This window comes from Alcaligenes aquatilis (genome assembly GCF_003076515.1).
GTDB lineage: Bacteria > Pseudomonadota > Gammaproteobacteria > Burkholderiales > Burkholderiaceae_B > Alcaligenes > Alcaligenes aquatilis.
This window is the reverse complement of sequence record NZ_CP022390.1, coordinates 2,754,761-2,767,180: the sequence shown is the minus strand read 5'-3', so window position 1 is coordinate 2,767,180 and position 12,420 is coordinate 2,754,761. Positions and strand designations below refer to the sequence as shown.

Sequence of the window (12,420 nt, the reverse complement as noted above, 5' to 3'; positions counted from 1 at the left end):
GTACTGCGAGTCTACCCATGTTGAAGAATTGTTTGCTTGCTACCTCCAGCGCCTTGTTGATGAGCCTGGGCGCCAATGCCCATAGCGCGGTGGAATTGACCATGTATTACCCCATTGCCGTGGGTGGTCCATTGACCGATGTGGTCGATGGCATGATCAAGGACTACCAGGCCCAAAATCCGGAAGTCACGGTCAAGGCCGTGTACTCCGGCAACTACGATGAAACCCGTGTGCGCGCCTTGTCGGCCCTGCGCGCAGGCGAGCCGGTGCAGTTGTCTGTATTGGGCGCACTGGACACCCATGATCTGGTGGAACAAGGTCTGGTTGAAGCCTTTAGCGATGTGGCCCAGGACGCCTCCAGCCAGGATTGGCTGAAAAGCTTTTACCCTGCCTTGATGGCCAATGGCACCTTGGAAGGCAAGGTCTGGGGCATTCCGTTCCAGCGCTCTACCATCGTCATGTTCTATAACAAGGACATGTTCCGCGCAGCGGGCCTGAATCCCGATCAAGCACCTAAAACCTGGGACGAGTTGGTGCAAACCGCCCAGAAGCTGACCAACGATCAGCACCACGGTTTGATGATCCCCTCGACCGGCTACCCCTACTGGATGTTCCAGGCCATGGCCTTGCAAAATGGCCGTCAGTTGATGAATGAAGAAGGCACCCAGGTCTATTTCAATGACCCCAAGTCGGTAGAAGCCTTGCAGTTCTTCCATGACCTGGCCTACAAGCACAAAGTCAGCCCCACCGGCACCATCGAATGGGGCACGCTGCGTCAGGCTTTTGTTCAGGGCAAGACGGCCATGATGTGGCACACCACGGGCAACCTGACAGCCGTCAAGAATGAAGCCAAGTTCGACTTTGGCGTTGCCATGCTGCCTGCCAAGGAAAAAGCCGCTTCGCCTACTGGCGGTGGCAACTTCTACCTGTTCAAGGGCGCTAACGACGAGCAGAAAAAAGCGGCTCTGGATTTTGTGCGCTGGATGACGGCCCCCGAGCGTGCTGCCAAGTGGTCCATGGCCACGGGCTATGTGGGTGTCAGCCCCGCCGCTTATGAAACGCCGGCCTTGGTCGAATATGCCAAGACCTTCCCGCAGGCACTGGTCGCCCGTGATCAACTGGCCGTGGCCTCGCCCGAGTTTGCCACTTACGAGACAGCACGTGTTCGTGAGCTGCTGTCCAATGCCGTGCAAGCCGTGTTGACCAATGCCAAAACGCCCAAGGACGCGTTGGATCAAGCCCAGACTGCCGCAGACCGTCTGCTGCGTCCTTTCAACTAAGCAGGTGCAGGAATGGCTGAACCATTACGTGTGCTGCGTAAAGAGTGGGTATTTGCTTACCTCTTGTTGACGCCGCTGTTTGTGCTGCTAAGCGTGTTTGCCTTTATCCCGGCGCTGCACACGTTCTGGTCCAGCCTGTTGAGCAAAGGTACGGCTCGTCGTCCCGCCCAGTTTGTGGGCATGGATAACTACGATGCCATGCTGGCAGACCCGACCTTTTGGTTGGTTTTGAAGAACAATCTTTGGTACGCCGCCATTGTGATCCCGGTATCCATGGCACTGGCCTTGTTGATGGCCTTGTGGGCCAACCGGGCCATGAGTATGCGGGCCTGGGTGCGCTGCGCGTATTTCACGCCCACCATGTTGCCCATGATTGCCGCTGCGAACCTATGGCTGTTTTTCTACACGCCGGATCTGGGTTTGCTGGACCAGATTGCCAAGCTGTTTGGCGGTGGGGCCACCAATTGGTTGGGCCAGCCTCAAACCGCCTTGGGGGCAGTCATGGTGGTGACGATCTGGAAAGAGGCCGGTTTTTTCATGATCTTTTATCTGGCGGCCTTGCAAACCATTCCGCCCGAACTGCGTGATGCTGCCCGCCTGGAAGGGGCGACGCGCTGGCAGTATGGCCGTCGCGTACTCCTGCCCTTGCTGGCACCGACAACCTTGTTCATTTTGATCAATGCGCTGATCAACTCGGTCAAGCTGGTTGATCACCTGTTTATCTTGACCAAAGGTGGCCCCAATAACGCCTCCAAGCTGATGCTGTACTGGATTTGGGAAACCGCCTTTGCCTATATGGATACGCCTAGCGCCGCCGTGCTGACGGTTGTGCTCTTGCTGGGGCTGGGCGCCGTCGCTATTTTTCAATTCCGCTACGCTGAACGACGCGTGCATTACCAGTGATGAACATGGACACCGTTTTGACTGCTCCTGGCCGCCCGCTGCGTTTGCCATCTTTGGACACAGTGGGGGCGCACGCTTTGGCCTTGCTGTGGATTGCTCCCTTGCTGTACGCGTGCTGGGCTGCGTTTCGTGACCCGTCCGCCGCCTTGAGTTTTGACTGGAGCGCAGGCTGGACTTTGGATAACTTTGCCGCCGCCTGGGACCGTGCGCCCTGGCTTCGCTACATCTTCAACACCACCGTACTGGTCGTGACCATTCTGGTCGGTCAATTTGTATTGTGTACCTTGGCCGCGTACGCCTTTGCCCGCTTTCGTTTCTTTGGCAGCCAGTTTCTGTTCATGCTGCTGCTTTTGCAGTTGTTCATCCTGCCCGAAGTGCTGATTGTCGAAAACTACCGCATGGTGGCCTTGCTGGGCTGGACGGACACGGTCTGGGGCATGGGTGTGCCCTATATGGCCAGTGCCTTTGGTGTGTTCTTGTTGCGTCAGGCTTTCAAACAAGTGCCGCGTGAGCTGGAGGACGCGGCACGTCTGGAAGGGTGCAGCCGTCTGGGTGTGCTCTGGCGTGTTTATGTGCCGCTGGTCAAGCCTGTGTACCTGGCTTATGCCCTGGTGTCGGTGTCCACGCACTGGAACAATTTTCTATGGCCCTTGGTGATCAGCAGCTCTGACCACACCCGGCCGTTGACAGTGGGTTTATCCCTGTTTGGCGCACCGGAAAGTGGTGTCAGCATCTCCCTGATCAGTGCCGCCACATTAATGACTATCTTGCCGCTGTTGCTGGGCTTTCTGCTGTTTCAAAAGCAGTTCATGCAGGCCTTTTTACGCGCCGGCATTCGTTAAGGAATTCTGATGAAGATCATCCAGTTTTCGGATCTGCACATTACCCCGCCCGATGGCCTGTTGTTTGGCTCGGACCCTCTGGATCGCTTGCGTCGCTGTGTGCAGCACGTGAACCGCCATCATGCTGATGCAGACTTGTGTGTGCTGACCGGTGATCTGACCCATGCCGGTCACCCACGTGCTTATGAGCGCCTGCGCGAAGGCCTGCAGGACTTGATTCCACCTGTGCGTTTGTTGATGGGCAACCACGACAGCCGCAGCGCGTTTCACAGCGTGTTTCCACAGGCCGCAACCGATTTGCCCGGCTTTGTGCAGCATGCCGACACCAGGGGGGATTGGCGTCTGATTTATCTGGATACTTTGGAAGATGGCTACACCAACGGCTATTTGTGTACACGTCGTCTGGAGTGGTTGCAGCAGGAACTGGCCGCGCATAGTGGGCCGGTGATGCTGTTTTCGCACCATCCTTTGCCGGCCCTGCAGTACCCGTCCATGGATTGGCTGCGTTTGAGCAATGCGCCGGAGCTCTTGCCTGTGTTGAAAGCGCATCCCGCACCCGTGCATTTGTTCTCCGGCCATGTGCATCGCTGCGCCAGCGGCGTGTGGAATGGGCTGCATTTTGTGACGGTCAGTGGCACCAATCACCAGCACGAGCTGGATCTGGAACGCGAAGGGGCGGCCACGTCCACGTTTGAGCCGGCCAGCTATGCGGTGATCTTACCCAATGCAGACGGCCTGACCGTGCACTTTCAGCCCTTCGCTTATGAAGAGCTGCGCTTTCCGTACACGGGCGATTTAAGCTCCTTGAAATGCCTTTGATCCCGGCTGTGCAATAACAGGGTGGCCTTGTTGAGCGCGGCTCCCGATTCCTGGAGGCAATCCAGAGATCGGGAGCCGTTTTTACGACCTGGCCCTGCGCTGCTTAGAAGGAGTAACGCAGGTTCAGCATGGCATTACGCGGTGCGCCGTAATAGCCGGTGTAGAAGGTCTGATCCAGTGTGCTCAGATATTTGCGGTTGAACAGATTGTTGACGTTCAAGGTGGCCGTCAATTGTTTGCTGAAGTCGTAGCGGCCAATCAGATCGACCAGAGCGTGAGGCGAGCGTGCAACGTCGATCCGGAACTTGCCTCGAAAAAACGCCATGTCCGGCGAAAAGCTTTGTTGTTTCACGCAAGATCGTTATACTTGCGAACTATCAGGGGGAGTAGCTTACTTTCCGGCGCATCGTCATCACGGTAATTTGTGTTTTTCACGTATTCCCGGTGCCCGGGCAATCTCAGGGTTGCAAGCAAGACCTTGCCATTAACGGGCAAGGTGCATCCTCCACAAAGAGATGGCCTGTGTCCTTAATGGATCAGGCCATTTTTGTTTTGTACAACGCCCGTCATTTTTTCGTTGTACAGTTCTGCAAGATGGTCGTCAGCGTTCAATCAAACAATATAAAAAGGCGGTCTTACCTATGATGGAGTTTTTGCAGACGATAAGTTGGGCGGCAGTATTTCAGATCATTTTGATCGATATATTGTTGGGGGGCGATAACGCCGTGGTTATTGCATTGGCTTGCCGTAATTTGCCTGCCCAACAGCGCGTGAAAGGTATTTTGTGGGGCACAGCCGGTGCAATTGGCTTGCGTGTTGTCCTGATTGCCTTTGCCCTGACTTTGCTGGCCGTACCGTATCTGAAAGTGGTCGGTGCCTTGCTGCTGGTCTGGATCGGCGTCAAGCTCTTGATTCCTGAAGAAGATGGGCACGGCAATGTTGAGGGTGGTGCCACCTTGTGGAAAGCCATCAAGACCATCATTATTGCCGACTTTGTAATGAGTCTGGACAATGTGATCGCGATTGCGGGTGCGGCTCAAACTGCAGATCCGGATCATCAGATCGGTCTGGTTGTCTTTGGTCTGGTCGTGAGTGTGCCTATTATTATCTGGGGCAGCACCTTGGTGCTGAAACTGATCGACCGTTTCCCTATGGTTGTGACATTGGGTGCCGCTTTGCTGGGTTGGATTGCAGGTGGCATGCTGGTGACAGATGTTAAATACATCGAGTACTTCGGTGAGCCTAGCTCCACGGTCAAGTTGGCTGCGGAAGTGGCGGGTGCCTTGCTGATCGTTGTTTTGGGTCATGGCATTGCTGCGGCCAAGCGCAAGAAAGCTGCCTAAGCCTGAAATTGAAACAGCAGGTGTAGAACCAGGGCCGGGGGCTTCGCTTCCGGCATGGTTCTGGGTTAAGCTCAAACGATTTTCTAAAAAAGGAGTACACCATGGCACAAGCCTCCGCACGCCACATTCTGGTCAGCACCGAAGAGAAAGCGAACGAATTGAAAACCGCTATCGAAGGTGGTTCTGACTTTGCTCAGGTGGCCAAGGAAAATTCCAGCTGCCCATCGGCCCGCATGGGCGGCGAGCTGGGAACATTTGGCCGTGGCCAAATGGTGCCCGAGTTCGATCAGGTTGTGTTCAGCGCCCCCGTTGGCGTTGTGCAAGGCCCCGTCAAGACTCAGTTCGGCTACCACCTGGTAGAAGTGACTGCACGTCAGGACTGATACGATCAGGCCAATAAAAACCCGCCTCGGCGGGTTTTTTTATGCATGCTGGGCTCTGGTAACTGGTGGCTATTGATTAGGAGCCGGACTTGTCGGTTTCTGAGGCTGACGGGCCAGGCAAGCATTGAGTAGCCCTTAAAACTGACGTGACACCCGATAAAGAGGCTGCTTTTTTGTCTCTTTCCTGGTGAAACAGGCCTGCTTATGAAAGCTAATACGTTGATTATCAGGGCGTATACATAAAAAACCTGGACATTTTCCCGCAAGCTGCGCAGTATGCCAGCCATACAGGCTAACGGTCTTGTTGCCGTATTGTTCGCTTACCTTGAGCGAATCAGCCCATTCTTTTAAAGAAAACCCATGAAACGCACCGATATGGAAAAACTCAGCGCCGTCAAACTGCTGAGCAATGTAAAAAAAGCGGGTACGCCACAACGCTTTGCAGGTGATTCTGCGGCAACTGATCGGCGCGAACAGCGTCGCCTGGATCAGGCTGCTGGTTTGGTGTCCTTTCCCGTGAAGCTGACTCAACCTGTTATTGATGCCGTGCGGGCTCGTGCTGCCGAGCAAGGCGTATCGACCCATGAAGTGATTGACCGCCTGCTGGCCCAAGCCCTGGACCTGTAATCCATGCAGATTTGGGTCGATGCCGATGCCTGTCCGGTGGTTATCAAAGAAATTCTTTACCGTGCCGGGCAACGTTGGAGCCGCCACGTGATCTTGGTGGCCAACCAGATGTTACGTACCCCGCCATCGCCCTGGCTGCGGGCGGTGCAGGTGGCACGGGGCTTTAACGTGGCAGACGATTACATCGTCCAGCATGCCAGTGTCGGAGACCTGGTGATTACTGCCGACATTCCCCTGGCCGCACAGGTATTAGAGCGCAAAGCTCTGGTCCTGACCCCCAGGGGGGAACGTCTGGATGCCAACAGCATCGGCGAGCGGCTGGCCATGCGCGACATGATGGAAGAACTGCGCAGCACCGGCGTGGATATCGGAGGCCCGGCCCCCTTTAGCCAGGCTGACCGGCGCGAGTTTGCCAATGCACTGGACCGCCTGATGATGAGCCTGAAAGCGGCGGCGAGATCGTAAACAGACTTGCTATCCCCCGGCCCTTGTGTGAGTCTGTCGCTGGATTGAGATTTTTTAAGTGACGTACCGAATGACAGACTCAAAACGCCCCCTGATGACTTTGACTGGCCTGAACGAGGCCGTTGCCCAGTTTGCGCGTGAGCGTGAGTGGGACCAATTCCATAGCCCCAAAAATCTGGCCATGGCCCTGACCAACGAAGTGGGCGAATTGATTGAAATCTTCCAATGGCTGACAGAAGACCAGTCCCGCGAGGTTGGTAACGATCCGAAAACCGCCCAAGCCGTGCGCGATGAGCTGGCTGACGTGCAGATCTACCTGAGCCGTCTGGCCTTCGTTCTGGGGGTGGATATGAATGAGGCTGTCACCAACAAGCTGGTGAAAAACGCCCAGAAATACCCCGCCGATAAGGTGCGGGGGACGAACAAGAAATATACGGAGTTGTGAAAGAAGCTAGGGCTTACAGCTCCCCCAGCATTTCCTCTACAAACCGCTCCATTCGTTCATGTCGCTCACGCGCGATTTCCTGGCCGCGCTTTGTCTGAAACCCCTCGGCCAGTTTGAGTAACTTGGCCGGGAAGTGATCCAGCGCGTAGCGCTTGTCATCTAGAGGGCGATGTTCTGCTTGTGGATCTTCCGGCTCATACAAGCTGGATCCCATTCGTCCCGCTGTGTAGAAGCAGCGAGCTATCCCTAAAGCACCAATGGCATCCAGGCGGTCTGCGTCCTGCAAGATGCGGGCTTCCAGGCTGGCTGGCGCTATGTTCGCTGAAAAACTGTGGCTTTGGATCGCTTGACCGACGGCTTCACAGTCTTGCTGGGACCAGCCCATCGCCCCCAGAATATGCTGCGCTTGTTCGGCCGACAGGGTGGATGCACGAGAGCGCAAAGGCGAGCTTTTCTCCACTGCAACGCAATCGTGCAGCACCGTTGCGGCCAGCAAAATCCGCAGATCCCCACCTTCTTTTTCCTGAATCGCACAGACGTTCTTCCAGACCCGTTGCAAGTGCGATTGGTCGTGAGAGCCGTCGTTGTGACTGGTGCTGCTGTGGGGTAAGAGTTGGGCGGCAAGCCCTTCAAAGGGGTGGAACAGGCTGGACATGGCTAGGGTTCGCTGTAGATGGTGCCACAGCATAACGCGAAGTAGGAGGGGCAGGACAGGCTCAAGAAAAAGGGCCGCCAGTGGCAGCCCTTAAGGCGAATTGACGCTTGTAGAGTTAGAAGTTGCTCAGCCCCAGATCACTGACCGAGTCGGCCCAATAGTTCAACTGCTGATCCACATACACGGTGAACTCGGCTGGGCTATTGGTGACCAGAGTTGCTCCGTTCCCCTCCCAGATTTCCTTGATCTTGTCGGTATTCAAGGCCCGGTGAATGCGGTCTGCCACGCTTTGTACGGTGGTGTCCGGCACGTCCCCTTGCATGAAAATTCCGTACCAGGTCTGGGCGCTGATTTCATCCATGCCCAGCTCCTTCAGGGTCGGCACATCCGGCAGGGCAGGGGCACGTTCGGGGCTGGAAACCGCCAAGGCGCGCAAGCGGCCATTGCGTATCTGCGCCACGGCCGACGGCATGGTCTCGAACATAAAGTCCACCTGATCGCCACTGATCAGCGCCATGACTGCCGGACCGCTGCCTTTGTAATGCACGGCGGTCATGGTGGTGCCGGATCTCTTTTCCAGCTTGCCCGCCATCAGATGCAGCATGGTGGCCACGCCGCTGGTGCCATAGTTCACGCCAGCCCCTTGTTTGGCGGCGGCCAGCAGGTCGTCTACGCTGCGATAGGGTGAATTGGCGTTCACCACCAGCACATTGGGCATGGCGGCAATCAGGGTGACGGCTTTCAGGTCTTTGCGGGTGTCGTAGGGAAAGTTTTTCAACACGGAAGGTGCAATCATGTGATGCACGGCACCAAACAAAAGCTGATTGTCTGCGGGGCTGGAGTTGGCCACCATGCTGGCACCCAGCACGCCGCCTACGCCTCCTTTATTTTCCACAACCACGGTTTGATCTATTTCAGTGCCCAGCGCTTCGGCGAGCGGCCGGGCCAGGGTATCGCCCGAACCGCCTGCGGCAGAGGGGACGATCAGCCGCACCGGGCGCTCGGCCCAGGCGGGGGGAGCTGCCCAGCTTTGGGGCGCGGCAGCAAAGATAAAACTGAGGGCAAGTACAACACGGGACCAGGGTTTCATGTTTTTTTACCTCCTCGGTAGTTGTTAGTTTCAGCCTTTGCCGGAGCCCAGGCTGCCGGGGTTGCTGCGCAGCTTGTCGATTTGATCGTGTCGTGGTGTCAGCCCCAGGCCGGGGGCGTCAGGCATGCGCAGCCAGCCTTGTTCGGGCTGGGGCAGGCCGGTGTAGATCTCGGCCATCATGGCGCTGGCGGCCAGGTGCCATTCCACATCGCCGCCATTTAACAGGCCGCAGTGCAGGTGACCGTTGTGGGAGGGGAAAGCCCCGCCATTGGCGACCGAAGCGTTGAAGCTCTCTGCCAGGGCGAAGATCTTGCGGGACTGGGTGAAGCCGCCGGAAATCAGCACGTTGGGTTGCAGAATGTCCACGGCTTGCTGCATCAGCAGATCACGGAAGCGATAGGACTGGCCTTCGTTCTGGCCAGCGGCAATGGTGATGCCTGTGCTTTGGCGCAGTTCACGCAGGCGGCCCGTGTCGTTCTGGGTAATGGGTTCCTCAAAAAAACCGACGTCCAGATCGCGGGCATGACGGGCGATGGCTTTGGCATGCACATAGTCCAGGCTGCAGTTGCCGTCGATGTATAGCGACATGTCGGCGGGAATGGCCTCGCGTACCAGGCTCATGCGGCGCATGTCCTGACGAATCAGCTCGGCCAGGGGACGCGGTTCGTCGCGACGTTGCAGACCATGATGGCCTACTACCATTTTCAAACCCTGAAAGCCTTGATCCACGCAGCCTTGAGCGACCTTGACCAACTCTTCTTCGCCCAGGAAAGCAAAACCGAAGGTTGCGTAGGCGGGGACTTTTTCACGAGCACCGCCCAGCAGTTTCCACACTGGCAAACCCAAGGCTTTGCCCTTGATGTCCCATAAAGCGATGTCCAGTGCCGAGATGGCGTGCATGGCATAACCTGTCTGGCCCCGAGGGCACACGTTCCAGTACATGCGATCCCATAGGCGCTCGGTGTGCAAGGGGTCTTGCCCGATCAGGTCGCTGGCCAGAATATCGTTGATGGTGCTGGCAACGGGGTGCTCCTCGGTAATGGCACTCAGTCCATAGCCGGTGATGCCTTCATCGGTCTCGATTTCGACATGACAGATGGCTAGATTCGTGGGTTTTTTGATGCCCGCGCTATCGAACTGAAAAGGCACGTTCAAGGGAATGGCGCGTACGGCCGTGATCTTCATTTTCCTGTCTCCTCACACTTTTTTGAATGCGTTTGCATGTAATTGTTTTAGATTTATAGCTTTTTGTCGCAAGCGCAATCAATGGTGTAAACCCTTGATTTAATTGATATATATACTCGTGATCTGATATATCAAAACGAATTTCTGGAGCGCGTGGCTAGCTTCTCGGGGGAGGGCTTGCAGGATAAGAAAATCTTTTGGAGGACGGGAAGCAGACGCTTTGTACGCTGTTTAGCAGCAGCACAGGGGCTTGTTGAGTAGGTCGGAAGATCAGCGGGGAAAAGGCAAACAGTGGTTGGTTTTACTTCCTGTCCAGATCGTTGTGAAACGTGGTTGATAGACGCGCCAAAAGAGCGGTTCACAAAAAAGCCCTGCCAAGCAGGACAGCGTGGCAGGGCTTTTTCAGTCGTGCGAAGTATGCGCAGCGAGCGGTCTATTTACCTCGCAGCAACTGCATTTGACGACGATCTTTTTTGGTCGGACGCCCGGCATCAAAATCCAGTGCAGGCTCGGGGGCCAGACGGCGTTGTTCGGCGGCCTGGGCGCGCCGTGTGCTGCTTTCTTCCGTTTCCTGATACAACTGGCGCGCAACCGGGGCTGGGCCACGCACGCCGCTCAATGCGGTGACGTGAACTTCCATGGCCGGTGTTTCTTTGCGCAGGGTAATCACATCACCAATGGAGACTTCGCGGGCAGGTTTGGTGCTTTGCTGATTCAGCAAAACCCGTCCTTTGGTGATCTCCTCAGAAGCCAGGCTGCGCGTCTTGTAAAAGCGCGCTGCCCAGAGCCATTTATCCAGTCGTAATTTGTCCATGCGTTATTGTAAATCCAGTCTGTCATAGCCGGGCTTAATGCAATTCCACCGCAGCGGCAGGCGCTGCCTGCACACGAGGCAAACGCAGACGCAGCAGCAGAACCAGACTGAAGACGGCCAGCAATCCGGCCCAGAACATGACGCGGTGGAAGCCGTCCGCCCAGGCGTGCTGGATGGCGTGCATCCAGAACACGGGATCGGCCGAGGCAGGCAGATTTACCTGACCGGAGCTAATGATGTGCTGAGCCTGCTCCAGCAGGGGATTGACCGGATCAAGGCGGCTGGACAAAGAGCTGACGGCGCCCTGGCTCATCAAGGACGCCAGCAGGGCAACGCCCAAGGTCATGCCGGTTTGGCGGATGGCGTTGGTAGTGGCCGATGCCATGCCGGAACGCTCACGCGGCACCAGATTCATGACCAAGGTACTGCATGCCGGAACAGACAAGCCCATGCCTATGCCCAGTACGGCCAAAGCGACACCCGCCATCCAGTAGGAAGTGCCAGGTTGCAACAACATCATGAACCAGGAACCGGCTGCCATCAGGCCAAAACCCGTAGTCAGGATCAGCTTCAAGCCAAAGCGTTGGCTTAAGGCACCGAAACGGGAGGCCAGCACGGCCATGCTGATGAACTGCGGGGCCAGCCCCCAGCCGGTTTGGGTTGCGCTCCAGCCTAAGGCGTTCTGGAAGAACAGAGACAGGAAAAACACATTGCTGTAGGCGGCAAAACCCAGCACAAAGGAGGCGATATTGGCGGTGCTGAAGCGGTAGTCCCGAAACAGGCTTAACGGCAGCAAGGGGCGGGCGACGCGGGTTTGGGCATAGATAAACGTCACGAAAGTGACCGCGGCCACGCCCAGGGAGCGTAGCGTCTCGGTGGCGTGCCAGCCTTGTTCACCCGCGCTGATCAGGCCGTAGGTCAGGGAACCGAGCCAGATAACGCTTAGCAACTGGCCGATCGGGTCGAAGGCCGCGTGTTCGGGGTTGGCCGATTCCTGAATGCCCCACAGGCCCAAGCCCAAGGTCAGCAGACCCAGTGGCAGGTTCAGGCTGAAGATCGCAGGCCAGTCGGCCACATCAACCAGCACACCGCCCAGAATCGGGCCCAGCACCAGGGCCAGTGCGCTGAAGGAGGACCAGCCGCCAATCACCCGGGCACGCTGGGCCGTGTCCGGAAAGGCGTGTGTCAGGATGGACAAGGCACCGGGAATAAGCAAAGCCCCCGCCATGCCTTGCACGATGCGGCCCCAAAGCAGGGCGCTCAATGAACCGGCCAAGGCGCACACCATGGAGCCGACGGTGAAGGCCAGCACGCCCAGCAGCCAGCTTTTCTTGCGTCCGTAGCGATCCCCCAGCAGGCCGGCGGACAGCATGAAGGCGGACAGACACAGCGCATACGCATCCACAATCCACTGCAGCCCGGCCATATCGGTTTGCAGGGCTTGCTGCATGCGGGGCAAGGCAAGATTGACGATGCTGATGTCCAGGGTAACCATGAAGGTCCCCAGGTAAATGGCGATGGTTAGAGCAAGTCGGCGAGTCATAAGATTTGATAAATGAGAATTATTAT

The 12,420-nt window shown here is 56.8% G+C and carries 15 protein-coding genes; 9 read left to right on the top strand and 6 right to left on the bottom strand.

The annotated features are described in order from the left end of the window. Nucleotides 1-17 precede the first annotated feature (17 nt). From CA948_RS12665 to CA948_RS12650, 4 genes are read left to right on the top strand one after another with little or no spacing between them, the layout of a single operon-like run. Nucleotides 18-1,280 carry an ABC transporter substrate-binding protein gene (locus CA948_RS12665; protein ID WP_094195517.1) on the top strand — a complete coding sequence of 421 codons (1,263 nt, stop codon included), beginning with the start codon at nucleotides 18-20 and terminating at the stop codon, nucleotides 1,278-1,280. Nucleotides 1,281-1,292: 12 nt separating this feature from the next. Continuing rightward, nucleotides 1,293-2,183, top strand: a complete 891-nt coding sequence (locus CA948_RS12660; protein WP_094195518.1) for a carbohydrate ABC transporter permease — start codon at nucleotides 1,293-1,295, stop codon at nucleotides 2,181-2,183. Next, nucleotides 2,183-3,025 (top strand): carbohydrate ABC transporter permease, encoded by an 843-nt coding sequence (locus CA948_RS12655; protein ID WP_094195519.1) that lies wholly within the window; start codon nucleotides 2,183-2,185, stop codon nucleotides 3,023-3,025. Before CA948_RS12660 ends, CA948_RS12655 begins: the two co-directional genes overlap by 1 nt. 9 nt (nucleotides 3,026-3,034) lie before the next feature. Beyond that, nucleotides 3,035-3,844, top strand: a complete 810-nt coding sequence (locus tag CA948_RS12650) for a phosphodiesterase (RefSeq protein ID WP_108728175.1) — start codon at nucleotides 3,035-3,037, stop codon at nucleotides 3,842-3,844. A 103-nt stretch (nucleotides 3,845-3,947) separates the two neighbouring features. On the opposite strand, the gene CA948_RS12645 is transcribed toward CA948_RS12650, so the two are convergent. Continuing rightward, nucleotides 3,948-4,196 (bottom strand): TonB-dependent receptor, encoded by a 249-nt coding sequence (locus tag CA948_RS12645; protein ID WP_203226720.1) that lies wholly within the window; start codon nucleotides 4,194-4,196, stop codon nucleotides 3,948-3,950. 289 nt (nucleotides 4,197-4,485) lie between these two features. Between CA948_RS12645 and CA948_RS12640 the strand changes: the two genes are divergently transcribed. The 5 genes from CA948_RS12640 (at nucleotide 4,486) to CA948_RS12620 (ending at nucleotide 7,107) form a co-directional block, all read left to right on the top strand. Beyond that, nucleotides 4,486-5,187: a TerC family protein gene (locus CA948_RS12640; RefSeq protein WP_108728174.1), complete on the top strand. Its 702-nt coding sequence runs from the start codon at nucleotides 4,486-4,488 to the stop codon at nucleotides 5,185-5,187. A 101-nt stretch (nucleotides 5,188-5,288) separates the two neighbouring features. Beyond that, a complete protein-coding gene (locus CA948_RS12635; RefSeq protein WP_094195522.1) occupies nucleotides 5,289-5,570 on the top strand; it encodes a peptidylprolyl isomerase in 282 nt (93 codons plus the stop codon). A gap of 360 nt (nucleotides 5,571-5,930) precedes the next feature. Beyond that, nucleotides 5,931-6,197, top strand: a complete 267-nt coding sequence (locus CA948_RS12630) for a hypothetical protein (protein ID WP_094195523.1) — start codon at nucleotides 5,931-5,933, stop codon at nucleotides 6,195-6,197. A 3-nt stretch (nucleotides 6,198-6,200) separates the two neighbouring features. Further along, the gene (locus CA948_RS12625; protein ID WP_108728173.1) at nucleotides 6,201-6,662 is read left to right on the top strand and encodes a YaiI/YqxD family protein; all 462 of its coding nucleotides are present in this window, start codon (nucleotides 6,201-6,203) and stop codon (nucleotides 6,660-6,662) included. A 70-nt stretch (nucleotides 6,663-6,732) separates the two neighbouring features. Further along, a complete protein-coding gene (locus CA948_RS12620; protein ID WP_108728172.1) occupies nucleotides 6,733-7,107 on the top strand; it encodes a nucleotide pyrophosphohydrolase in 375 nt (124 codons plus the stop codon). Nucleotides 7,108-7,120: 13 nt separating this feature from the next. Here CA948_RS12620 and CA948_RS12615 read toward each other — a convergent pair whose 3' ends face one another. From CA948_RS12615 to CA948_RS12595, 5 genes are all read right to left on the bottom strand, one after another. After that, nucleotides 7,121-7,762, bottom strand: coding sequence for an HD domain-containing protein (locus CA948_RS12615; RefSeq protein WP_108728762.1), 642 nt, complete (start codon nucleotides 7,760-7,762; stop codon nucleotides 7,121-7,123). Nucleotides 7,763-7,877: 115 nt separating this feature from the next. Further along, nucleotides 7,878-8,852, bottom strand: a complete 975-nt coding sequence (locus tag CA948_RS12610) for a Bug family tripartite tricarboxylate transporter substrate binding protein (protein WP_108728171.1) — start codon at nucleotides 8,850-8,852, stop codon at nucleotides 7,878-7,880. 30 nt (nucleotides 8,853-8,882) lie between these two features. Continuing rightward, on the bottom strand, nucleotides 8,883-10,037 hold the full coding sequence (locus CA948_RS12605; RefSeq protein WP_108728170.1) for a mandelate racemase/muconate lactonizing enzyme family protein: 1,155 nt from the start codon (nucleotides 10,035-10,037) through the stop codon (nucleotides 8,883-8,885). A gap of 433 nt (nucleotides 10,038-10,470) precedes the next feature. Further along, nucleotides 10,471-10,851 carry an RNA-binding S4 domain-containing protein gene (locus tag CA948_RS12600; protein WP_026484973.1) on the bottom strand — a complete coding sequence of 127 codons (381 nt, stop codon included), beginning with the start codon at nucleotides 10,849-10,851 and terminating at the stop codon, nucleotides 10,471-10,473. 34 nt (nucleotides 10,852-10,885) lie between these two features. Then, nucleotides 10,886-12,394 carry a DHA2 family efflux MFS transporter permease subunit gene (locus CA948_RS12595; protein ID WP_108728169.1) on the bottom strand — a complete coding sequence of 503 codons (1,509 nt, stop codon included), beginning with the start codon at nucleotides 12,392-12,394 and terminating at the stop codon, nucleotides 10,886-10,888. Nucleotides 12,395-12,420 lie beyond the last annotated feature (26 nt).